General features: G+C 71.5%; 20 protein-coding genes. 8 read left to right on the forward strand and 12 right to left on the reverse strand.

Annotated features, from left to right (window positions below; all coding sequences use genetic code 11):
• Positions 1–11 precede the first annotated feature (11 nt).
• Entirely contained in the window at positions 12–599 is a 588-nt protein-coding gene (gene rsmD, locus SAVERM_RS13900; protein WP_010984103.1) for a 16S rRNA (guanine(966)-N(2))-methyltransferase RsmD, read from the reverse strand.
• Between the two features lie 39 nt (positions 600–638).
• Positions 639–3,866, reverse strand: a complete 3,228-nt coding sequence (locus SAVERM_RS13905; protein ID WP_010984104.1) for a helicase-related protein — start codon at positions 3,864–3,866, stop codon at positions 639–641.
• A gap of 386 nt (positions 3,867–4,252) precedes the next feature.
• Here SAVERM_RS13905 and SAVERM_RS13910 point away from each other — a divergent pair, with 386 nt between their 5' ends.
• Entirely contained in the window at positions 4,253–6,091 is a 1,839-nt protein-coding gene (locus SAVERM_RS13910; protein ID WP_010984105.1) for an HSP90 family protein, read from the forward strand.
• Positions 6,088–9,024 carry a tetratricopeptide repeat protein gene (locus SAVERM_RS13915; RefSeq protein ID WP_171033192.1) on the forward strand — a complete coding sequence of 979 codons (2,937 nt, stop codon included), beginning with the start codon at positions 6,088–6,090 and terminating at the stop codon, positions 9,022–9,024. The genes SAVERM_RS13910 and SAVERM_RS13915 overlap by 4 nt, the downstream gene beginning before the upstream one ends.
• Positions 9,025–9,174: 150 nt before the next feature.
• On the opposite strand, the gene SAVERM_RS13920 is transcribed toward SAVERM_RS13915, so the two are convergent.
• On the reverse strand, positions 9,175–10,890 hold the full coding sequence (locus SAVERM_RS13920) for a DAK2 domain-containing protein (protein WP_010984107.1): 1,716 nt from the start codon (positions 10,888–10,890) through the stop codon (positions 9,175–9,177).
• Positions 10,891–11,277: 387 nt separating this feature from the next.
• Here SAVERM_RS13920 and rpmB point away from each other — a divergent pair, with 387 nt between their 5' ends.
• The gene (rpmB, locus tag SAVERM_RS13925; protein WP_004924906.1) at positions 11,278–11,463 is read left to right on the forward strand and encodes a 50S ribosomal protein L28; all 186 of its coding nucleotides are present in this window, start codon (positions 11,278–11,280) and stop codon (positions 11,461–11,463) included.
• 139 nt (positions 11,464–11,602) lie between these two features.
• On the opposite strand, the gene SAVERM_RS13930 is transcribed toward rpmB, so the two are convergent.
• Positions 11,603–12,565 (reverse strand): thiamine-phosphate kinase, encoded by a 963-nt coding sequence (locus SAVERM_RS13930; RefSeq protein ID WP_010984108.1) that lies wholly within the window; start codon positions 12,563–12,565, stop codon positions 11,603–11,605.
• A gap of 245 nt (positions 12,566–12,810) precedes the next feature.
• On the opposite strand from SAVERM_RS13930, the gene SAVERM_RS13935 reads away from it, so the two are divergent.
• Both SAVERM_RS13935 and SAVERM_RS13940 read left to right on the forward strand, forming a co-directional pair.
• Positions 12,811–13,044, forward strand: a complete 234-nt coding sequence (locus tag SAVERM_RS13935; RefSeq protein ID WP_010984109.1) for an Lrp/AsnC family transcriptional regulator — start codon at positions 12,811–12,813, stop codon at positions 13,042–13,044.
• 20 nt (positions 13,045–13,064) lie between these two features.
• Entirely contained in the window at positions 13,065–13,556 is a 492-nt protein-coding gene (locus SAVERM_RS13940) for a DUF3515 domain-containing protein (protein WP_010984110.1), read from the forward strand.
• Positions 13,557–13,571: 15 nt separating this feature from the next.
• On the opposite strand, the gene SAVERM_RS13945 is transcribed toward SAVERM_RS13940, so the two are convergent.
• The 3 genes from SAVERM_RS13945 to SAVERM_RS13955 all read right to left on the reverse strand — a co-directional run bounded on the left by SAVERM_RS13945 (position 13,572) and on the right by SAVERM_RS13955 (position 16,674).
• Complete coding sequence (locus tag SAVERM_RS13945) at positions 13,572–14,729, reverse strand: D-alanine--D-alanine ligase family protein (protein ID WP_010984111.1); 1,158 nt, start codon at positions 14,727–14,729, stop codon at positions 13,572–13,574.
• Positions 14,730–14,866: 137 nt separating this feature from the next.
• Entirely contained in the window at positions 14,867–15,877 is a 1,011-nt protein-coding gene (locus SAVERM_RS13950) for an NAD(P)H-dependent glycerol-3-phosphate dehydrogenase (protein WP_010984112.1), read from the reverse strand.
• On the reverse strand, positions 15,874–16,674 hold the full coding sequence (locus tag SAVERM_RS13955) for a lysophospholipid acyltransferase family protein (protein WP_010984113.1): 801 nt from the start codon (positions 16,672–16,674) through the stop codon (positions 15,874–15,876). Before SAVERM_RS13955 ends, SAVERM_RS13950 begins: the two co-directional genes overlap by 4 nt.
• 144 nt (positions 16,675–16,818) lie before the next feature.
• Here SAVERM_RS13955 and cofC point away from each other — a divergent pair, with 144 nt between their 5' ends.
• Positions 16,819–17,469 (forward strand): 2-phospho-L-lactate guanylyltransferase, encoded by a 651-nt coding sequence (cofC, locus tag SAVERM_RS13960; protein WP_010984114.1) that lies wholly within the window; start codon positions 16,819–16,821, stop codon positions 17,467–17,469.
• Positions 17,470–17,478: 9 nt separating this feature from the next.
• Positions 17,479–17,682 carry a hypothetical protein gene (locus tag SAVERM_RS13965; protein WP_010984115.1) on the forward strand — a complete coding sequence of 68 codons (204 nt, stop codon included), beginning with the start codon at positions 17,479–17,481 and terminating at the stop codon, positions 17,680–17,682.
• Between the two features lie 86 nt (positions 17,683–17,768).
• On the opposite strand, the gene SAVERM_RS13970 is transcribed toward SAVERM_RS13965, so the two are convergent.
• The 4 genes from SAVERM_RS13970 to leuC all read right to left on the reverse strand — a co-directional run bounded on the left by SAVERM_RS13970 (position 17,769) and on the right by leuC (position 21,111).
• Complete coding sequence (locus SAVERM_RS13970; RefSeq protein WP_010984116.1) at positions 17,769–18,422, reverse strand: HU family DNA-binding protein; 654 nt, start codon at positions 18,420–18,422, stop codon at positions 17,769–17,771.
• Positions 18,423–18,559: 137 nt separating this feature from the next.
• Complete coding sequence (locus tag SAVERM_RS13975) at positions 18,560–18,790, reverse strand: SCO5555 family protein (RefSeq protein WP_037649738.1); 231 nt, start codon at positions 18,788–18,790, stop codon at positions 18,560–18,562.
• Positions 18,791–19,077: 287 nt separating this feature from the next.
• Complete coding sequence (leuD, locus tag SAVERM_RS13980; protein WP_010984117.1) at positions 19,078–19,671, reverse strand: 3-isopropylmalate dehydratase small subunit; 594 nt, start codon at positions 19,669–19,671, stop codon at positions 19,078–19,080.
• A 6-nt stretch (positions 19,672–19,677) separates the two neighbouring features.
• Complete coding sequence (gene leuC / locus SAVERM_RS13985; protein ID WP_010984118.1) at positions 19,678–21,111, reverse strand: 3-isopropylmalate dehydratase large subunit; 1,434 nt, start codon at positions 21,109–21,111, stop codon at positions 19,678–19,680.
• A 191-nt stretch (positions 21,112–21,302) separates the two neighbouring features.
• Between leuC and ndgR the strand changes: the two genes are divergently transcribed.
• Positions 21,303–22,019 carry an IclR family transcriptional regulator NdgR gene (gene ndgR / locus SAVERM_RS13990; RefSeq protein WP_010984119.1) on the forward strand — a complete coding sequence of 239 codons (717 nt, stop codon included), beginning with the start codon at positions 21,303–21,305 and terminating at the stop codon, positions 22,017–22,019.
• 73 nt (positions 22,020–22,092) lie between these two features.
• Here ndgR and SAVERM_RS13995 read toward each other — a convergent pair whose 3' ends face one another.
• Entirely contained in the window at positions 22,093–22,590 is a 498-nt protein-coding gene (locus SAVERM_RS13995) for a DUF4188 domain-containing protein (RefSeq protein WP_010984120.1), read from the reverse strand.
• Between the last annotated feature and the right edge of the window lie 26 nt (positions 22,591–22,616).

A 22,616-nucleotide genomic window follows, 5' to 3' on the forward strand; every position in this document is an offset into this window, starting at 1 on the left:
CTCCGGTCCGGTCATCGTGCGTCTTCGCACGTAGAGGCGGCGCGACCGTACCAAAACGTTCCCTCGCCGTAACGACGGGACCGGATCGGCTCGAAGCCGTCCGGCCACCGGAATTCGCCGCCTCTGGTGCTGCGCTCCACGGTGACGAGGGCTTCGCCCGCGAGCCAGCCCCCCGTGCGGAGTGTGAGCAGAATCTCGCGAAGATCGTCGTCCGAGACCGCGTACGGGGGGTCGAGGAAGACGATGTCGTACGGGTCCGCCGACGCCGGAGTCTGGACGATCTGTTCCGCTTTGCCCGCTCTGACCTCGGCGCCGGGGAGGCCCAGCGACTTCACGTTCTCGCGGACGGTGCGGACCGCGCGGGTGTCGGCCTCCACCAGGAGGGTGTGCCCGGCGCCCCGGCTGAGCGCCTCCAGGCCGACGGCGCCGGAGCCGGCGTACAGGTCGAGGACCCGCTCGCCGTCCAGCGGGCCGCCGAGGAGGGCCTGCCAGGTGGAGAAGAGGCCCTCGCGCGCGCGGTCGGAGGTGGGACGGGTGCCGTTGCCCGGCGGGACGGCCAGACGGCGTCCGCCGGCCCGACCGGCGATCACGCGGGTCATGAGGGTCCTTTGCGCTCGTGATGTGTCGGGCCCAGTCTGTCAGCCCTTGTCCAGGTACTGCTCGCGCTCCTCGTCCAGCAAGGCCTCCAGGGCGGTGCGCAGGCCCGGGAGGTGCCCCAGCTCCGGGTCGGCGGCGACCACTGCGGCCGCCTCCTCGCGGGCCTCGGCGATGATCTCCTCGTCCTCGATGACGGCGAGCATGCGCAGCGAGGAGCGGACGCCGGACTGGGCCTGGCCGAGGACGTCGCCCTCGCGGCGCTGTTCGAGGTCGATGCGGGAGAGCTCGAAGCCGTCGAGGGTGGACGCCACCGCGTTCAGCCGCTGGCGGGCCGGGCTCGCCTCGGGCATCTCGGTCACCAGGAGACAGAGCCCGGCGGCCGAGCCACGGCCGACGCGGCCGCGCAACTGGTGCAGCTGGGAGACGCCGAAACGGTCCGCGTCCATGATCACCATCGCGGTGGCGTTGGGCACGTTCACCCCGACCTCGATGACCGTCGTCGCGACCAGGACGTCCCTCTCGCCGGCGGCGAAGCGGCGCATCACGGCGTCCTTGTCGTCGGGCGGCATCCGCCCGTGCAGGACCTCCACCCCCAGGCCCTGGAGCGGGCCCTTGGCGAGCTGGTCCGCGACCTCCAGGACGGCGAGCGGGGGCCGCTTCTCGGCCTCGTCCTCCGGGGACTTCTTCTTGGCCTTCTTGGGGTCGTCCTCCTCGTCACCGATGCGGGCGCACACGACGTACGCCTGATGGCCCTTGCCGACCTCCTCCCGCACGCGCTCCCAGGCGCGCGCGAGGAAGTGGGGCTTGTCGGCGGCCGGGACGACATGGCTGGCGATCGGCGAGCGGCCGGCGGGGAGCTGGTCGAGGACGGAGGTCTCCAGATCGCCGAAGACGGTCATGGCGACGGTCCGCGGAATGGGCGTGGCGGTCATGACGAGCAGGTGCGGCGGCTGCTTGCCCTTGCCGCGCAGGGCGTCGCGCTGCTCGACCCCGAAGCGGTGCTGCTCGTCCACCACGACCAGACCGAGGTCGTGGAACTGCACCTTGTCCTCGATCAGCGCGTGCGTGCCGATGACGATCCCGGCCTCACCGGTGACGAGGTCGAGCAGGGCCTGCCGCCGCGCGGCGGCGCCCATGGAGCCGGTGAGCAGCACGACCTTCGTGGAGTGCTCGGCCCCGCCGAGCATCCCGCCCTCGGCCAGCTCGCCCATCATCTCCGTGATGGAGCGGTGGTGCTGCTGGGCGAGCACTTCGGTGGGGGCGAGCATGGCGGCCTGCCCGCCGGAGTCGACGACGGCGAGCATGGCGCGGAGCGCCACCATGGTGTTGTGGGTCACTGTGAAGTTGTCAGTGACATAAGCGTGGCTCGGGTGACCGACACTGATGCACTGGGCCGGTTTGCGACCTACGTACTCGACGGCTCGAATGCCTCGTCGGAATGTGTTGTATTTCGGGCGCGGGCGCACGCGATCGGCCTTACGGGACAGCCTGAAGGGCGCGTACTCATCAGGGAGCGCCACCGACACATGGAACGCGGCCTTCTCGGGCAGCACTCGCGCCCGGCCCCCCAGCGAACGCACGAGCCAGGCGACATCCTCTGCGAGTCTGAGCGATGCGGAGCGGAGAGAGACGCTCATCCCATCCGCGTGCACCGTGCCGTCAGTGTCCAGAAGCCCTTGCAGGAGCGAGAGACGGTTCTTGATCGACGTGTTCTTGAAGTCCTCGGGAATGAACTTGCCGTGGGACGTCTTACCCCACAGATCCAGCCTGCGCAGAGCCTGGATGACAGGATTCCGCACACCGCCGGAGCGCTGCTTCAGCTGGATGGTGTAGTCGCAGCGGGAACCCGTCACGGGAACCAGCCGGCAGTCAGGTGCCACGGCATCCGCCGCAGCGTCGCGGATCTCGTCATCGACCGTGGACAAACGCAGATTGTGTCGGAATGAGCCGTCGCCCAACAGCAGCCCGAAAAGATAGGGATCCAGTGGCAGGCCGACATCCGGTCCCAGGTCGACCGGGGTCGCGGCAGGGACGTACCACTTTGACGACCCGTTCGCCTTGAACGTGTCGAGGCGGATCTCCCGCGTGGTCATCACCTTGGGCGTCTGGCCACGATGCCACCCGCAACTCGTACCGACGATCCAGAGGTGCTCGTCGTCGCACTCCACGGAACTTCCGTCGGAGAGAACGATGCGCCAGACGTCACGCACTCCCTGGGGGAATACCCCGTCGATCAGTGCGATCTCTCCGTTGGGCACGACAACCTCGTCGCCCTCCCGCAGGTCTCCCATCCGTCGGAAACCCGTGGGGGCCAGCACCAGCGAGTCGAGGGGCTGAGCCTTACCGGAACCCACCTCTCCCTGGAGCAGCCGGTGCATCGGGTGCTCGGTCGCCAGGTCGTCGAAGATCTCCTTGGAGACCTTCTGCTGGCCTTCGGTGAGGGTGAAGGGGAGCTTGGCGTCGAAGGCGGTGAGGAGGCCGTCGGGCTTGGGTTTCCTTGCCGCGGCCGGGAGTTGGGCGTCGGCGTGGCGGCGGCGGGCCAGGGCCACCTGGAGGACGAAGGCCTCGTCCCACTTCAGGCGGGCGCGGGCGTCCTCGATGTCCGCCTTGGTGTGGGGGCGGTGGATCTTCAGGAGGGCCTCGGGCAGGGAGATCAGGCCACGGCCGTCCCGGAGGGAGTCGGGGAGCGGGTCGAGCGCCTCCTGGACGCTCGGCAGCACCGTCTGCACGGACTTGGCGATCTTCCAGGACTCCAGCTTGGCGGTGGCCGGGTAGATCGGGATGAGGGCGCCGGCCCAGCTGTCCACGCTCTCCGCGGCTTCGTCGTCGGCGCCGCGCAGCAGCTCGTACGCCGGATGGGCCAGCTGGAGGCGGCGGTTGAAGACGGAGACCTTGCCCGAGAACATCGCGCGTGTGCCCGGCAGGAGGTCCTTGTGCGGCTTGTGCACGCCGTTGCCGAAGAAGACCAGCTGGAGGCGGCCGCTGCCGTCGGTGATGGTCACTTCGAGGCGCTGGCCCTTGCCGCGGGGTGCCTTGGCCGAGGCGAAGGTGTGCAGGCGGGCGTCGGCGACCTGGGCGACCACCGTCACATGCTCGTCCATGGGCAGGTCGGCGAGGTGGGTGAGCTGCCCGCGCTCCTCGTACCTGCGCGGATAGTGGTGCAGCAGGTCTCCGACGGTGTGCAGGCCGAGGTGCTCGGCCATCACCTTCGCGGTGGCGGGTCCGAGCACCTTCTTCAGTGGTTCTTCGAGCGCGGGCACGAGATCCATTGCACACCACGGCACTGACATTGCCGTATACGCCCTGGAAAGCCGCTGGTCAGACGGCTCGTTCCGGACCCGGTACCGGTCGTCGGGGACCCGTCGCCGGTCCGCGGGGCGGGCCTCGTGGCGTCCGGAGCGTGCGCTCGCAAGGCGCGGGGAGGTCCGCGACGAGGCCCGCGAAGGGAGTCCCCCCGGTCCTTGCACCTTGGCGGAGGAGCTGCCGGGCCGTTCCCGCAGCACGGCGAGCGTGTGCGCCAGGCGACGCGAGGCAGGCAGAAATGCGAGTACAGGGCCTAAGATGGCGCGCCCCGGCCATCCCCTCGCGGTCGCCTCCTCCCGGGACCGCCCGACCCCGCGCCGTCGCCCGTCCCCCCACCAACGGCGCTGCGACGATGGACTCCCAGACCTCACAGTCATCCCAGGCATCCCAGTCACCGCATACGTTCCAGGTCGACCTGCGCGGCCTCGTGGACCTCCTCTCCCATCACCTCTACTCCAGTCCGAAGGTCTATCTGCGCGAGCTGTTGCAGAACGCCGTGGACGCGATCACCGCCCGCCGGACCGAGCAGCCCGAAGCGCCCGCGCGGGTGCGCTTGTACGCGGAGGGCGGCACCCTGCGTGTGGAGGACTCCGGCGTGGGGCTCACCGAGTCCGACGTGCACAGCCTCCTCGCGACGATCGGCCGCAGTTCCAAGCGGGACGACGGCCTCCAGGAGGCCCGCTCCGACTTTCTCGGGCAGTTCGGCATCGGACTGCTGGCGTGCTTCGTGGTCGCCGAGCGCATCCGGGTCGTGAGCCGCAGCGCGCGTACGCCCGACGCGGCGCCCGTGGAGTGGACGGCGGCCGACGACGGCTCGTACACCGTGCGGACGCTGCCGCACGAGGCGCGCCCCGAGCCCGGTACCACCGTGCACCTGGTGGCACGGGCCGGGGCCGCCGACTGGCTGTCCGCGGAGCGGGTCCTGTCGCTGGCGCGGGACTTCGGGTCGCTGCTGCCGTACGACGTCCGGGTGGGCGACGAGGCGATCACCGATCTGCCGGCGCCCTGGGACCGCTCGTACCCGAGCCCCACCACCCGCAGGGTGGCGCTGGCGCGGCACTGCCACGACCTGTTCGGCTTCACGCCCCTGGACTCGATCGAGCTGAACGTGCCGCTCGCCGGGATCCGGGGCGTGGCGTACGTGCTGCCGTCCGCGGTCAGCCCCGCCCAGCGCGCGAGCCACCGTGTGCACCTGAAGGGCATGCTGCTCACCGAGCGCGCCGAACAGCTGCTGCCCGACTGGGCGTTCTTCGTGCGCTGCGTCCTGGACACGGACAGTCTGCGCCCCACGGCCTCGCGCGAGTCGCTGTACGAGGACGAGACGCTGGCGGCGGTGCGGGAGGCGCTGGGCGAGCGGATACGGGCCTGGCTTACGGGTCTCGCGGCCGGTGACCCGGATCGTCTGGCGGCCTTCCTCTCCGTGCACTACCTGGGCGTGAAGTCCCTGGCGCGGCACGACAAGGAGATGCTGCGCACGATGCTGCCGTGGCTCCCCTTCGAGACGACCGACGGGCGGCTGTCCCTGGAGGAGTTCGCGCAGCGGCACCCGGTGGTGCACTTCACGCGGACCGTGGAGGAGTACCGCCAGGTCGCGCCGATCGCGTCCGCGCAGGGCGTCGGGGTCGTCAACGGCGGCTACACGTACGACAGCGAGCTGGTGGAGGCGCTGCCCTCGGTCCGCCCGGGAACGGTGGTGGCCGAGCTGGACGCCGACACGGTCACCGCCCACCTGGACGCGGTCGACCCGGCCGAGGAGCTGGCGCTGTCCGGCTTCCTGTCCGCGGCCCGCGCCAAGCTCGATCCCCTGGGCTGCGACGTGGTCCTGCGTTCCTTCCACCCGCTGTCCGTGCCGGCGCTGCACCTGGACGACCGGGCGGCCCGTCACGAGCAGGCCCGCGCGGAGGCCGAGGAGCAGGCGGACGACCTGTGGGCCGGCATCCTCGGCTCCCTGCGGGGCAGTGCCCCACGCGCGCGTCTGGTGCTCAACCACCTCAACCCGCTGATCCGGCGGATCAGTTCCCTGGACGACCGGGAGCTGATCGGCACGGCCACGGAGTCCCTGTACGGACAGGCCCTGCTGATGGCCCAGCGCCCGCTGCGCCCGGCCGACTCCGCGCTCCTCAACCGCGCTTTCATAGGCCTCCTCGAATGGGCCACCCACCCCAGCTTCCCGGAGGACGGTGCCCGATGAGCCAGACCATGGACTTCGACACGCTGCGCCGGGCGATGGCGGACAACTACGAGCAGCCGGAGGGCCCCGCCCGCAACGCGCGCGCGGAGCAGCTGCTCACCGAGGCGGAGAAGCTGAACATCCCGCTCGCCGTGATCGAGGCGCTCGGGCACCAGCTGAAGGTCTACAACTACAGCTCCGAGAAGGACAAGATGTTCGTCCCCTTCGCGCGTCTGCTGCGCATGTGGGACGAGCGGCCCGAGGACTTCGACGAGTACGAGATCCACTCGCTGCACTGGGTCTTCAAGTGGATGTCGGCGGGCATGCTGGGCCAGCCGCACATCCCGCTCGCCTCCATAGAGAAGTGGCTCGGCGAGATGGAGCACCGCTACCGTCTGGCCGGCCACTCCGAACGAGCGGTGCGCAGCGCCGAGTTCAGCGTCGCGAACCACATCGGGGACCTGGCGCGCGCCGAACGGGCGTACGCCGCCTGGCTGGCCGCCGACCGGGACAGCATGGCCGACTGCCACGCGTGCGAGCTGCACGACCAGGGCTGGTGGCAGGCGCGCAAGGGCGCGGACGCCGACGCCCTGGAGGTGTGGCGCCCGGTCGTGGAGGGCGAGTACGTGTGCGCCCACGAGCCGCACGCGATCCTCGCCTCCTCCCTGGTGCCGCTGTTGCGCCTGGGCCGCCTGGACGAGGCGCGGGCGCACCACCTGCGTGGCTTCAGGCTGATCCGCCCGATGGAGAGCATGCGCGGTGCGTACGCGGACCACGTGGAGTTCTGCGCGCTCTCCGGCAACGAGGCACGCGCCCTCGAACTCCTGGCCGAGCGGCCCGCCTACTTCACGGACTCCGGAGAGCCGCGCAGCAAGCTGGACTTCATGGCCGTGGTGGCCCTGCTGATGGACCGGCTCGTCGAACTGGGCCTCGGCGAGCAGACGGTCCCCGGTCCGGCCGGCCGTGTGTGGAGCGCGCGCGAACTCGCCGCCCACGCGCGCGCGGAGGCGCTCGCGCTGGCCGCCCGTTTCGACGAGCGCAACGGCACGGCCCACGTCAGCGAGCGCGCCCGCGAGCGGATGGACCGGCGCCCGCTGGTGGACCGGCTGCCGCTGGGCGTGCGCTCGACGCGCCCGGCACCGACGGCGCCCCGGCCGCCGGCCGCCCCGGACTCCGCCCCGGCCCCGGCCGTGGAACGGGATCTGCGGGACGTACTGGCCGAGGCACGCGGCCGCTCGGACGCGCTGCGCCCGGACGCCATGGACGCGTGGGCGGCGGTGGCACGCGCCGCCGGGGACCACGAGCTGGACGCCCGCGACCGCGCGGAGATCGCCGACCACGAGGCGATGAGCCGCGGCCCGGAGGGCGCCCCGCTCTTCGAACGGGCGGCCGAGCTGTACGCGGAGGCGGGCGACCCCGGGGAGGCGCTCGCGGCACGCGCGCGTGGAGCGTACGTACGCGCCCTGACGGGGCACTCCGACGACGCGCTGCGGACGATCAACGACCTGCACCGGCAGGTCCGCGCCCTGTTCGCAAAGGACGGGACCGGGGTGCGGCAGACGGCGGCCGTGCTGGTGGGACGGGCGCGCATTCTGGTGCACCGGGTGCATGAGACGGAGGGCGCGGGCACGACCGTGGCCGCCGCCGAGGAGGCCGTACGGGAGCTGCTGGAGTTCGCCGAGCCGCACATCGCACAGGTGCGGCTGGCCTCGCGGGCCGCCGAGGCGCGGGCGATGCTCGGGGAGCTGGCGGCACTCACCGGGGACGCGATGACGGCGGCGGAGCTGCTGGCTCAGGCGGCGGAAGGTTTCCTCGCCGCCGGGCTGCCGTGGTTCGCGGTGGAATACGAGGCGCGGCTCGCCGGGATCGCCCGGGAGCTCGGCGACGCGGTGGAGGCGGAGCGGGCGGCGCGCTCGGCGCTGGAGCACGGTGTGGAGTACCTGGAGCCGGCGGGACAGGCGCAACTGCATCTCCAGCTGGCCGAAGTGCTGGGCACGACGGGGCAGTTCGGTCCCGCCGCGGAGCACGCCCTGGAGGCGGCGCACTGGGCCGACGAGGCGGGCGAGGGCCCGACGTTCGGCGCCTGGGCACGGCACCAGCTGGGTGGTTTCCTCCTCCAGCAGGGGCGGTGGGCCGAGGCGGCGGAGGTGCTGGAGTCCGCGCTGCCCGATCTGACCGCCGAGACGCACGGCGACGGGGCGCTCGTGCAGACCCAGTGGTGGCTCGGCGACTGCCACACCGAGCTGGGGGAGCACCGGGAGGCCGCGGAGCGCTGGCTGCGGGCCGCGGAGATCGCCCGGCACTGGCCGGAGCAGCGTGACCACGCGATGCTGGCGCATCTGGCCGCGGAGGCCCTCGGCCACGCGGGCCTGCCGGCCGAGGCGGACCGGGCGTACACGCGGGCCGGTGACCTCTGGCGCGACCTGGGCAACGTCCACGGCCTGGCACGTGCCCTGCGCGCCCGCGCCTGGCTCGCGGCGCGGGAGGAGGACGAACTCGACCCGGCGCGGGAGCTGATGGCGCAGGCGGTGCGGGAGTGCGAGGCGGCGCTGGAGGGCGCCACCGAGGGCGAGGACGGCGCGCGGGAGCGACTCGTCGCCGAACTCGGCCACACCCACCGGCAGTTCGGCGACCTCGTCGCACGGTCGGTGCAGGACGGGGACCGGGGCGCCGACTTCCAGGGGGCGTTCGAGGAGGCGCTGGGCCACGTCACGCGGGCGGTCGCGGTGTTCGCACCGCTCGGCGCGAGCGCGCTCGACCTGCGTACGGGCGCGGAACTGGCGGCGGGCTGGCTGGAGGCCGACCTCCACCGCCCCGCCGAGGCGACCGCACGCGCGCGTGCGGTCCTCGCGGCCTACGCGAACCGGCAGGAGGCGGACGACGAGACAGCACGGGCGCGGTGCGCGGAGGCGGACCGGATGCTGGAGCTGCTGGGGACGCGGACGGGACAGTGACCCGGGTCGCCGGGTGCCTGTCGCACGGACGGGCACCCGGCACACAGCAGCTCCTGGCCCTTTGCCCCCTGCTCCACGGCCCTTACGTCCCTAACGGCCCTCACGGCCCTCACGGCCCGCACGGCCCGCACGGCCCGCACGGCAGGGCCCTTACTCCACGCCGATCAGCAGCAACGGCCCCTGACGGCCGCCCCGGTACACCACCGTGTCGACCGCCAGGTAGGACTCCCGTACCCGGGATTCCAGATGCGCCGCGATCGACTCCGGAGCCTCGTCGCCGAGCACCAGCGTGACCATCTCGCCGCCCGCCGCGAGCATGCGGTCGAGAATGATCTCCGCCGTCTCCGTGACGTCGGAGCCGATCACCGCCACGTCGTCCTCGATCAGGCCGAGGACGTCCCCGGCCTGGCAGATGCCCGCCATCGTCCAGGACTGCCGTTCCGCGACGGCGACTTCGGCGTAGCGGGTCGCTCCCGCCGCCGACGTCATCGCCACCACGTCCTCGTCGAAGCGCCGCTCCGGCTCGTGCACGGCGAGCGCCGCGATGCCCTGCACCGCCGAGCGGGTCGGGATCAGCGCGACCCGCACCCCTTCCGTCCGCGCCTGCTCCGCGGCCGCCGCGGCCGTGTGGCGCAGCTCCGCGTCGTTCGGCAGCAGGACCACCTCGCGCGCGTGCGCCCGCCGCACCGCGTCCACCAGCTCTCCGCTCACCGGTGGCTCCCCGGCCCGCGCCAGCACGGTGGTCGCCCCGGCCTCCGCGTACAGCCCGGCCAGCCCCTCCCCCGGCACCACGGCCACCACGGCCCGCTGAGCCGGTTCCCGCGGCGGTCGCCCGGCGCCGCCGGTGTGCACGTCCCCGGCCGCGAAGTGGGTGATCCGGATCCGGTACGGCCGTCCCGCCTCGACCCCGGCCTCGACGGCGGCACCGGCGTCGTCGACGTGCACGTGGACGTTCCACAGGCCGTCCCCGCCGACCACCACGAGCGACTCCCCCAGCCCGTCGAGCCGGGACCGCAGCCGGCCCACGGCCGCGTCATCGGCTTCGAGCAGATAGATCACCTCGAACGCGGGCCCGCCCTCCGCCGGGGGTCCGTCCCCGCACTCCCCCGCGTCGGGACGCCCCGCCGCGGCCTCGTCGTCCACGCGCGCGTGGACGACGGCCCCCGAGGCTCCCGGCGCCTCCCCCGTGAAGGTCTGCACCAGAGCCGCCAGCACCGCCACCAGCCCCCGCCCGCCCGCGTCCACGACCCCGGCACGCCGCAGCACGGCCAGCTGACCGGGTGTCGCCGCCAGCGCCGCACAGGCACCCTCGTACGCCGCGCGCGCGACCGACCCGCAGCCGTCCTCGGCCCCGGTGGCCGCGTCGGCGGCGGCCGAGGCGACGGTGAGGACGGTGCCTTCCACGGGGTGCGCGACGGCCTCGCGCGCGGAGTCGGCCGCGTGCCGCAGCGCGAGCCGCAGGCCCTGCCCGTCGGTGTGCGCGGTCTCACTGTCGGCGGCGAGCACCTGGGCCATACCGCGCAGCAGCTGCGCGAGGATCGTCCCGGAGTTCCCGCGGGCGCCAATCAGCGCACCGTGCGCCATGGCCTGGACCGCGTCGGCGAGCGTCGGCCGCCCCGGCCCGGCGGAAGCGGCGTCGGATGTCCCGCCCACGGCGCCCATGGCGTCGTGCCCGGCGAAGACCGCCTCGACCGCCGTGGCCGCCGACTCCACGGTCAGATAGAGGTTCGTCCCGGTGTCCCCGTCGGCCACGGGATAGACGTTGATGGCGTCGATCTCCGCCCGCGCCCGCCCCAGCGCCTGAAGCGCGAGACCGCACCAGGTGCGCACCGCGAGAGCATCGAATGTCTGCGGCACCTGCGGCACCTGCGCCTCCTTGAGCTGCTGGACTGGACGCAGCGTAGACCCAGAGCGGGGCCGTTCCGGAAGAGGGCCGCAAGAGCGCCGCGAGACCGCCGGGGCGAGGGCCGTGACGAAGCCGCTGGCAAGGGCGCGGGCCGGCCGCGGTCAAGGGCCGGGACGAGAGCGAAGGGGGCCCGGAGGAGGGGCCGCCGGGGTGGTCCGGCTCCGGGGCCCAGGTCGGAGCCCCTCGCAGCCATGGTAGTTTCGTTCCACGGACGCAGTCGTTGTATGCTGCTCCGGTTGCCCGATCTGATCGGGCCTTCCCCCTGGCACCGCCACTCAGATCCTCCGATCTCGATTCCGGCATGCCGGGATCAACCGTAAGTGCATCTGAAGTCTTTGGAGTGACCCGTGGCTGCCAACTGCGACGTCTGCGGCAAGGGGCCGGGCTTCGGCAACAACATCTCGCACTCCCACCGCCGTACGCCCCGTCGCTGGAACCCGAACATCCAGCGTGTGCGTACCGTGGTGGGCGGGACGCCGAAGCGCGTGAACGCTTGCACCTCGTGCATCAAGGCCGGCAAGGTCTCGCGCTGACGTTTCTTTAGCGCGCGGCCACTGCTGGTTCGCTGCTCAAAGCCGGTCCACTCGTGGACCGGCTTTTTGCTGTGCCGACATACGGCCGAGCCGCGTCCACCCCGGAAACCCGGGGCCGGACGCGGCTCGACGGCACTCCCTACTCGATGTCCCCGAAGTGGTCCCAGCCCCCCTTGCTGGACCACGGCGCCCCGTCCACGGTGACCTGCGGCAGCGCCGACGGGTTGAGGACCTCGCCGATCACCTTCCAGCGGGCGGGCAGCTTCACGTCCGGCGGGAAGGTCGCCACGATCGCGTGGTCCTCGCCGCCGGTCAGCACCCACTGGATGGGGTCGACCCCGACGGCCTGGCCGATGTCGTTCATCTGGGTCGGGATGTCGATGGCGCCGGAGCGGATGTCGATCCGGACCTTGCTCGCCTCGGCGATGTGCCCCAGGTCGGCGATCAGCCCGTCGCTCACGTCACACATCGCCGTCGCGCCGAGCCCGGCGGCCGCGGGACCGGCGTGATACGGCGGCTCGGGGCGCCGGTGCGCCTCGACGAACGCGCGCGGCGAACGGAAGCCGCGCGAGAGCACCGCGTGCCCGGCCGCGGACCAGCCCAGCCAGCCGGTCACGGCGACCACGTCGCCGGGCTGCGCCCCGCCCCGCGTCACCGGCTCGTGATTACGCAGATCGCCGAGCGCGGTGATCGCCACGGTGATCGTGTCCCCGCGCACCACATCCCCGCCGACCACGGCCGCGCCCGCGACCTGGCACTCGTCACGCAGGCCGTCCATCAGCTCGGACGGCCAGGTGGCGGGAAGTTCCGCGGGTACGACCAGACCGAGCAGCAGCGCGGTCGGTACGGCGCCCATGGCGGCGATGTCCGCGAGGTTCTGCGCCGCCGCCTTGCGTCCGACGTCGTACGCCGTGGACCAGTCGCGGCGGAAATGCCGGCCCTCCAGGAGGATGTCGGTGCTCGCCACCACCCTGCGGTCGGGCGCGGCTACCACCGCGGCGTCGTCGCCGGGGCCGACCCGGACCGCCGGAGTGGTGGTCAGGCGCGAGGTGAGCTCTCGGATGAGCCCGAACTCCCCCAACTCGCCAACGGTGCCCTTCATTGTCGTATTGCCCCTTCTATACCTGTCTGCGCTGTACCTGTCCGCGCTGCGGCTTGCGTGCCGTCGTCGGTGCGGTCGCGAGCCGTCGATGTCCTCGGTACGGTCGAGTCGACCGTCAACTTGTGTCGCCCGGATCTTCCGGCGTGCACGCCACAGCCCCCGCGGGTCTCCCCGCAGCGAGCGACGACGCGATACCGTGGCGTTCCTTTTCCCCACATGATCCTCGTGGCCGCCCTGGAGGTTCCGTGGTACAGGCGTACATCCTGATCCAGACGGAGGTCGGCAAAGCGTCGACCGTCGCCGAGACGATCAGCAAGATCCCGGGGGTGATCCAGGCCGAGGACGTGACAGGACCGTACGACGTCATCGTGCGGGCCCAGGCCGAGACGGTCGATGAACTCGGCCGCATGGTCGTCGCGAAGATCCAGCAAGTGGACGGCATCACCCGTACCCTGACCTGCCCGGTGGTGCACCTGTAGCCCCCGTCTACCCTTGGCCGGTGGACTTCTCCCGTCACCGGCCCAACACTTTCTTCGGGCTGCCCGTGCTCGCACTGCTGATCGCCGCCACGGGCTGCTCCTCGGCAGACGACAACGCCTCGGCCACGGTTCCCAGCCCGGACGCGAAGGTCACCGAGCTGTGCCAGAACCTGGACAAGGTGCTGCCGAAGAAGGTGGACGGCCTCGAGCGGAAAGATCCCGAGCCCCGGTCCGCGCTGACCGCGGGCTGGGGAAGCCCGGCGATCATACTGCGCTGCGGTGTGGAACGGCCCGCCGAGATGCTCGACCCGAAGGCGTCCACCACCGAGGTGAACGGCGTGGGCTGGCTGGTGCGGGAGCACGACGACGGCTCCTACGTCTTCACCACCAGCCTGCGCAGGGCATATGTCGAGGTCCGGCTCTCCGCGGAGCAGGCGAAGAACGGCGCCGGTTCGCTCGTCGACCTCGCGAAGCCCATCAAGAAGGCGATCCCCGAAGGGATCGCCGACTGACGTACGGGTGGACGACTAACGCAAGCCCGTCGAACGCCGCAGCGCCGCCTCCACCAGACGGTCGACCAGCTCCGGGTAGGCGATACCGCTCGCCTGCCACATCTGCGGGTACATCGAGATCGGCGTGAAGCCGGGCATCGTGTTGATCTCGTTGATCACGAAATCGCCGTCCTCCGTGAGGAAGAAGTCCGCGCGCACCAGGCCCTCGCAGGAGGTGGCCTCGAAGGCCTCCACGGCGAGCCGCCGCACCTCGGCGGTCTCCTCCGGCGTCAGCGGCGCCGGCACGATGCCGGGCGTGGAGTCGATGTACTTCGCCTCGAAGTCGTAGTACGCGTGCGACTGGGCCGGGGGGATCTCGGCGGGGACCGAGGCACGCGGCCCGTCCTCGAACTCCAGGACCCCGCACTCGATCTCGCGGCCGCGCAGCAGCGCCTCCACGATGATCTTCGGGTCGTGCCGCTGTGCCTCCGCGACCGCCTCGTCGAGGCCGGCGAGGTCGTCGACCTTGGTGATGCCGATCGAGGAACCCGCGCGTGCGGGCTTCACGAACAACGGCCAGCCGTGCTCACCCGCGAAGTCGACGATCTTCCTGCGGGCGGCGGACTCGTCGCGCTCCCATTCGCGCGGCCGGATCACCACGTACGGGCCGACCTTCAGCCCGAAGGAGGTGAACACCCGCTTCATGTACTCCTTGTCCTGGCCGACCGCCGAGGCGAGGACGCCCGCGCCGACGTACGGGACGCCGGACAGCTCCAGGAGGCCCTGGAGGGTGCCGTCCTCGCCGTACGGGCCGTGCAGCACGGGAAAGACCACGTCGACCTCGCCCAGCGCCTTGGGGACCGATCCCGGCTCGCTGTAGACGACTTCGCGGTTGGCCGGGTCGACGGGCAGGATGACCCCGCCCTCGTTCGACTCGGCGAGTTCCTCGACGCTGGGCGTACGGCGGTCGGTGATCGCCATCCGCTCCGGCTCGTCGGCGGTGAGCGCCCAGCGGCCGTCCCGGGTGATGCCGATCGGCAGGACGTCGTACTTCGTCCGGTCGATGGCGCGCAGGACGGCGCCGGCGGTGACCACGGAGATCCCGTGTTCGGAGCTGCGACCGCCGAATACGACGGCCACACGCGGCTTGCGAGGCGGCTGCTCGGGGCTCTGGGGGAGGTTCTCGGTGCTCATATCGCGTTGAGAGTACCCGCTGGTACGGCGGTGAGTCAGCGCCCCACGGCGGCCGTTGTCCAGCATCGCGCGGACGGTCGCTCAGCGTCGTACCGGCCGTTGCGGAGCGTCGCGCACGACCGGTCGCTCGCGGTCGCTCAGCGCCGCTCCGGCTTCGCGCTGCGCGACATCAGCTCCTTGAGGGCGACGACCGGCGGCTTGCCCTCGTGGACGATGCCGACGACCGTCTCCGTGATCGGCATGTCGACGCCGTGTCTGCGGGCCAGATCCAGCACGGACTCACAGGACTTGACGCCCTCGGCGGTCTGCTTGGTGACCGCGATGGTCTCCTGGAGGGTCATGCCCCTGCCGAGGTTGGTGCCGAAGGTGTGGTTGCGCGAGAGCGGCGAGGAACAGGTCGCCACCAGGTCGCCCAGGCCCGCGAGACCGGAGAACGTCAGCGGGTCCGCGCCCATGACCAGGCCGAGCCGGGTGGTCTCCGCGAGTCCCCGCGTGATGAGCGAGCCCTTGGCGTTGTCGCCCAGGCCCATGCCGTCCGCGATGCCGACGGCGAGCCCGATCACGTTCTTGACCGCGCCGCCGAGTTCGCAGCCGACCACGTCGGTGTTGGTGTACGGGCGGAAGTACGGCGTGTGGCAGGCGGCCTGGAGGCGCTGGGCGACGGCTTCGTTGGCACAGGCGACCACGGCGGCGGCCGGCATGCGGGCGGCGATCTCCCGGGCGAGGTTGGGCCCGGTGACCACGGCGATACGGTCCGCGCCGACCTTGGCGACGTCCTCGACGACCTCGCTCATCCGCATCGCGGAGCCGAGTTCGACGCCCTTCATGAGGGAGACGAGGACCGTGTCGGGTGCGAGCAGCGGCACCCATTCGGCGAGGTTCCCGCGCAGGGTCTGCGAGGGGACGGCGAGCACGGTGAAGTCGGCGGCGCGCGCGGCCTCGGCGGGGTCGGTGGTGGCCCGCAGGTTCTCCGGGAGTTCGACGCCCGGCAGGTAGTCCGGGTTCGTACGCGTGGAGTTGACCGCGTCGGCGAGTTCGGCGCGGCGCGCCCACAGGGTGACGTCGCAGCCCGCGTCGGCGAGCACCATGCCGAAGGCCGTACCCCACGATCCGGTCCCGAAGACGGCTGCCTTGACCGGCGTGCTCACGTGCTCTGCTCCTCTTCCTGCTGTGCCCTCTGTTGCGCTTTCTGCTGCGCCTGCGCTCTTTCGTAGGCCGCGGTCCGCCGGCGCTGTTCGATGCGCACCTGGCGCGGGTCGTAGGGCCTCTCGGGCGCCTTCTCGCCGCGGATCTCCTCGAGCTGCGCGGTGACGGCCGCCATGATGACCTCGGTCGCCTCCTTCAGGAGGTCCGGGCTCATCTCCCGGTCGTAGAAGCGCGTGAGGTCCACCGGCGGGCCCGCGAGCACGCGGTGGGTCTTGCGCGGAAGGAGGTTGGGCTTCTTGGCATACGGCGGCAGCAACTCGTTGGCGCCCCACTGGGCGACCGGAATCACCGGGCACTTGGTCTGCAGAGCGACGCGGGCGGCACCGGTCTTGCCGGTCATCGGCCAGCCGTCGGGGTCGCGGGTGAGGGTGCCCTCGGGGTAGAAGGCGACGCATTCGCCGCGCTCCACGGCGTCGATCGCGGCCCGGAAGGCGCTCAGCGCATCGGTGCTCTCGCGGTACACGGGGATCTGCCCGGTGCCCCGCATCGCGGCCCCCACGAATCCCTTCTTGAAAAGCCCGGCCTTCGCCAGGAATCGCGGAACCCGCCCGGTGTTGTACTGATAGTGGGCATACGCGAAGGGGTCGACGTGGGAATTGTGGTTGACCGCGGTGATAAATCCGCCCTCGACCGGAATGTTCTCCATTCCGCGCCAGTCCCGCTTGATCAGAACCACCAGTGGCGGTTTGCAGAGGACCGCTGCGAAGCGGTACCAGAAGCTGATTCTGCGGCGGGGCACGCGGACACCTTCCTCTAGGGCCTGGGGGGCCGCACAAGTGTCGCCCCAGGCCGCCTGTCTGTCGAGAACACCGTACGCCCCGGCACCGTGCGCCCCATGGGGGCCGGGTCACAATGGGCGCGACAAGGGAGGGACGGAGCGCTCGTGCAGTGGACCTTGGTCGTACCCCTCAAAGCCCTGGCGCGGGCCAAGAGCAGGCTTGCGGACACCGCCGGGGACGGACTGCGCCCCGGACTCGCCCTCGCCTTCGCGCAGGACACCGTGGCGGCCGCGCTCGCCAGCGCCGCGGTCCGCGATGTGGCGGTCGTCACGGGCGATCCGGTCGCCGGACGCGAGCTGGCCGCGCTCGGGGCCAGGATCGTCGCCGACGAACCGGCGGGCGGGCTGAACGCCGCGCTGGCGCACGCGGCCGCGGTCGTACGCTCCGGGCGCCCCGACAGCGGCGTCGCGGCCCTGAACGCCGATCTGCCCGCGCTGCGCCCCGCGGAATTGGCCCGGGTACTGGAAGCGGCCGTCGAATTCCCGCGCGCTTTCCTCCCGGATGCCGCCGCAATCGGTACGACTTTGCTGGCCGCCGCTCCGGGTCGCGAATTGCTCCCCGCTTTCGGTACCGATTCCCGGGCCCGTCATCGCGCCTCGGGGGCCGTGGAACTCGGTCTGGGCGGGGTGAACTCCGTACGCCAGGACGTGGACACCGGCGCCGACCTGCGCGCGGCGCTGGCACTGGGGGTGGGCCCGCGCACGGCAGCGGCGGCGGCCCGGCTGCTGATCCCGGGCCCCCAGGGGGATCGATAGGCTGCCACCATGCAGGCGACCGCGTACACGTACGACTCCGAGACCCGCAGCGGCCAGGTGCTGCTCGACGACGGCACCCCCCTGCCCTTCGACGGCCCCGCGTTCGACGCGGGCGGGCTGCGGCTGCTGCGCCCGGGGCAGCGCGTGCGGATCGAGGTGGACGGCGAGGGCGACGCCCGGCGCATCACCCTGGTGACCCTGCAGACGTTCTGAACGTCCCCGGACACGCCGCGGGCCGGGCTCCCGAGGGGAGCCCGGCCCGGCGCGTGAGTGCCCTGTGCCCTTGCCTGCCTTGCTGTCTAGCGGGCGGTGGCCTTCTTGGCGGTGGTCTTGCGCGCTGTCGACTTCTTGGCGGGGGCCTTCTTGGCCGTCGCCTTCTTCGCCGGGGCCTTCTTGGCCGTCGCCTTCTTGGCGGTGGTCTTCTTGGCCGCGGCCTTCTTGGCGCCCGCCGTGGTCTTCTTGGCGGTCGTCTTCTTCGCCGTCGCCGTGGTCTTCTTGGCGGCGGGCGCGGCCTTCTTGGCCGTGGTCTTCTTGGCGGTGGTCTTCTTCGCGGCCGCCGTCGCCTTCTTGGCGGTGGTCTTCTTGGCCGCGGCCTTCTTGACCGTGGCCGAAGCGGCGCCGGTCAGGCTGCCCTTGGGCGCCTTCTTGACCGAGACCTCACCACCGCGCGGGAGCTTCTTCGACCCGCTCACCAGGTCCTTGAAGCCCTGGCCGGCGCGGAAGCGCGGCACGGAGGTCTTCTTGACCCGAACGCGCTCCCCGGTCTGCGGGTTGCGGGCGTAGCGGGCCGGACGGTCCACCTTCTCGAAGGAACCGAAGCCGGTGACCGAAACCCGGTCCCCGCCGACCACCGCGCGGACGATGGCGTCCAGTACGGCGTCGACCGCGTCGGCGGCCTGCTGACGGCCGCCGACCTTGTCCGCGATCGCTTCTACGAGCTGCGCCTTGTTCACGTCTTCCCCTTCGGAGACCTTGCCAGAACGTAAGTGTTCAAGCGTTTTCGCACGTTAGGCAGATATATACCGCAAATCAAACACGAAACGGGCTAATCACCCTTGTGCCGCAACGAACTCGGCAGTCTCGGACTTGTTCAGCGTTCCTCTTCGGGGATTCGACCCTCGTCGAGGTCGGTCATGAACCGCTCCAGACGCCTTGTCGCATCGGCGAGATCGTGTTTGGCCACGGCCGTAATGACCAGCAGCTTCCGGGTCAGCGCCATCCGTACGCCCTCCGGGACTTGCAGTGCGCGCACTGTTGTGTGCGCTTCCTTGAGTTGGGCCGCGACTGCCGTATAGAGCTCGAGTTGGCCGTCGTGTTCCATGCACAGATTGTGCCATCTGGGGCGAGTTGTCGCCTGCGCAGGGGGCAACTACCGCCTCAAACGGCCTTCCGGGCACCTGCCGAAGCCGCGATGTCAAGACTCGGGTACCCGGCCAACACCCCTTGTAACGTGGGAAGTTGGCAGCCCGATCGAGGCGTGCGGGGCGGTTCGGACGCAGACATGGCTGTACCCCCAACCGTCCACGATTGGGGGTACAGACAGGGGTTGCGGGTGGCCGAAACCAGTCGTCGGAAGGCCCGTCGACGGGCCTTCCGACGGCCCGGGGATCAGACCTGGAGCGTCCGCGGCTTGTGCGACGGCCGCTTGGCCTCGTACGTCGCGATGTCGCCCTCGTTCTGGAGGGTGATGGAGATGTCGTCCAGGCCGTTCAGCAGCCGCCAACGGGCGTTCTCGTCGAGCTCGAAGGCCGCCGTGATGCCCTCGGCGCGCACCTCACGGGCCTCCAGGTCGACCGTGACCTCGGCCTGCGGGTCCTTTTCGGTGAGTTCCCACAGCGCGTCCACGATCTTCTGCTCCAGAACCACTGTGAGCAGGCCGTTCTTGAGCGAGTTGCCGCGGAAGATGTCGGCGAAGCGCGAGGAGATGACGGCCTTGAAGCCGTAGTTCTGGAGCGCCCACACGGCGTGCTCGCGCGAGGAACCCGTACCGAAGTCGGGGCCGGCGACCAGGACCGTGGCACCCGTGCGCTCGGGCCGGTTGAGGATGAAGGACTCGTCCTTGCGCCAGGCCTCGAACAGCCCGTCCTCGAAACCGTCCCTGGTGACCTTCTTGAGCCAGTGGGCGGGGATGATCTGGTCGGTGTCGACGTTGCTGCGGCGCAGCGGGACGGCCCGGCCGGTGTGCGTGGTGAATGCTTCCATGGCTTCTCAGACTCCAGCGGGCGTACGGGCGGCGTTCTCGTCGGCCAGGTCGGCCGGGGAGGCCAGGTGGCCGAGCACGGCGGTGGCGGCGGCGACCTGCGGCGACACCAGGTGCGTACGGCCGCCCTTGCCCTGCCTGCCTTCGAAGTTGCGGTTGGAGGTGGACGCGGAGCGCTCACCGGGGGCCAGCTGGTCGGGGTTCATGCCCAGACACATCGAGCAGCCCGCGTGCCGCCATTCGGCGCCGGCCTCCTTGAAGACCACGTCCAGGCCCTCGGAGACGGCCTGGAGACCGACCCGCGCCGAGCCGGGGACGATCAGCATCCGTACGCCGTCGGCGACTTTGCGGCCCTCGACGATCGCGGCGGCCGCACGCAGGTCCTCGATGCGGCCGTTGGTGCACGAACCTACGAAGACGGTGTCGACCTTGATGTCGCGCAGCGGCTGCCCGGCGGTCAACCCCATGTATTCCAGGGCCTTTTCGGCGGCGAAGCGCTCCGAAGCGTCCTCGTACGAAGCGGGGTCGGGGACGGACGCCGAAAGCGGCGCGCCCTGGCCGGGGTTGGTGCCCCAGGTGACGAACGGCGACAGCGCGGCGGCGGCGATGACGACCTCGGCGTCGAATTCCGCGTCCTCGTCCGACTTCAGGGTCTTCCAGTACGCGACGGCGGCGTCCCACTCCTCGCCCTCGGGCGCGTGGGCACGGCCCTTGAGGTACGCGAAGGTGGTCTCGTCGGGGGCGATCATGCCCGCGCGGGCGCCGGCCTCGATCGACATGTTGCAGATGGTCATCCGGGCCTCCATCGAGAGCTTCTCGATGGCGGAGCCGCGGTATTCCAGGATGTAGCCCTGGCCGCCGCCGGTACCGATCCTGGCGATGATCGCCAGGATCAGGTCCTTGGCGGTGACGCCGTCGGGCAGCTCGCCGTCGACGGTGATGGCCATGGTCTTGGGGCGGGCCAGCGGCAGCGTCTGGGTGGCCAGCACGTGCTCGACCTGCGAGGTGCCGATGCCGAACGCCAGCGCGCCGAAGGCGCCGTGCGTGGAGGTGTGGGAGTCGCCGCAGACGACCGTGGTGCCGGGCTGGGTCAGGCCCAGCTGCGGGCCGACGACGTGCACGACGCCCTGCTCGACGTCGCCGAGCGAGTGCAGGCGCACGCCGAACTCGGCGCAGTTCTTGCGCAGCGTCTCCAGCTGGGCCCGGGAGACCGGGTCCGCGATGGGCTTGTCGATGTCGAGGGTCGGGGTGTTGTGATCCTCGGTGGCGATGGTGAGGTCGAGACGGCGCACCGGACGCCCCGCCTGGCGCAGACCGTCGAAGGCCTGCGGACTGGTCACCTCGTGCAGCAGGTGCAGATCGATGAAGAGGAGGTCGGGCTCGCCCTCGGCGCGCCGGACGACATGGTCGTCCCAGACCTTCTCCGCGAGTGTCCTACCCATCGCTTTCCCTCCGGCCGGCCTGTGTCGGCGCCGGCCCAACTAGAGATCTTCGGGGCGGCAACGCTCGTACCCCTCGTACCGCGCGTCCGCCGCCGGGCCCGTTGGTCTGCGGGCCGCTGTATCTACCAGGGTGGCGTGTTCCACGCGAAATTGAACTTGCGTTTCACAGAGTGAGACGCGAGTATCGTTGCATGGACAACAGTAGCGGCGTCGGCGTGCTGGACAAGGCGGCCCTTGTCCTGAGCGCCCTGGAGTCCGGCCCGGCCACCCTCGCGGGACTGGTGGCAGCGACCGGACTGGCACGGCCCACGGCACATCGCCTGGCCGTGGCACTTGAACACCACCGCATGGTGGCGCGTGACATGCAGGGCCGTTTCATTCTCGGGCCCCGGCTGGCAGAGCTGGCCGCGGCGGCGGGCGAGGACCGTCTGCTGGCGACGGCGGGCCCGGTGCTCACCCACCTCCGGGACGTCACGGGCGAGAGCGCGCAGCTCTATCGCCGCCAGGGCGACATGCGGATCTGCGTCGCCGCGGCCGAGCGCCTGTCGGGCCTCAGGGACACGGTCCCGGTCGGCTCCACGCTCACCATGAAGGCCGGTTCCTCGGCGCAGATCCTGATGGCCTGGGAGGAGCCGGAGCGCCTGCACCGCGGCCTCCAGGGCGCCCGCTTCACGGCGACGGCCCTGTCGGGCGTACGGCGCCGGGGCTGGGCCCAGTCGATCGGCGAGCGCGAGCCGGGTGTCGCGTCCGTCTCCGCCCCCGTACGCGGCCCTTCCAACCGGGTGGTGGCCGCCGTGTCCGTCTCCGGCCCCATCGAGCGTCTGACCCGCCACCCGGGCCGTATGCACGCCCAGGCGGTCATCGACGCCGCCGGGCGCCTGTCCGAGGCCCTGCGCCGCACGGGCTGACCTGAGCGATCGAGTACGTCATCGGGGGCGGGCCCGCCTCAACGCCGCGGCAGGCCCTCCCCCGGCATCCCCCTCAGGCGGACCGGTGCGCGAACCGGTCCTTCGCCCGCCGCCCCCGCTTCTCGACGGGCAGCACCCCGTGCGCGGCCGCAAGCCCGAAGGGCGGCATGTCCGCGTAGATCGACTCGTACGACCCCTCGGGCGCGACATACGTCTCGTGCCACAGCCCCACGTGCCCGCGCGCCTTTCCCGCGCGCTCCTTGCGGTTGATGATCGCCCAGGCCCGGTGGTGGAACATGTCGGGTGACGTCGCGTACGCGTAGAGCTTCTCTTTGGACTCCCAGTACTGGACCACGTAGTAGGTCCGCGGTGAGGCCGTCAGCAGCACATGGCCGAGCAGTCCGCGGCTCCGGTCCCGCGTCAGCTCGCGCAGCATGCGCGGCATCGCGAGGAAGACCGGCAGCCACTGGTGCACGGCCCAGAGGTGGTTGATGCGCATGCCGATCAGCAGCACGACCACGTCCCCCTCGGCGGCTGCGGTGGTGCGGCCCGCGACGGGCTTGGCGAACATGGCGGCCCCCTGTGTTGGTGAAGGGC

It is taken from the genome of Streptomyces avermitilis MA-4680 = NBRC 14893, from assembly GCF_000009765.2.
Taxonomy (GTDB): Bacteria; Actinomycetota; Actinomycetes; order Streptomycetales; family Streptomycetaceae; genus Streptomyces; species Streptomyces avermitilis.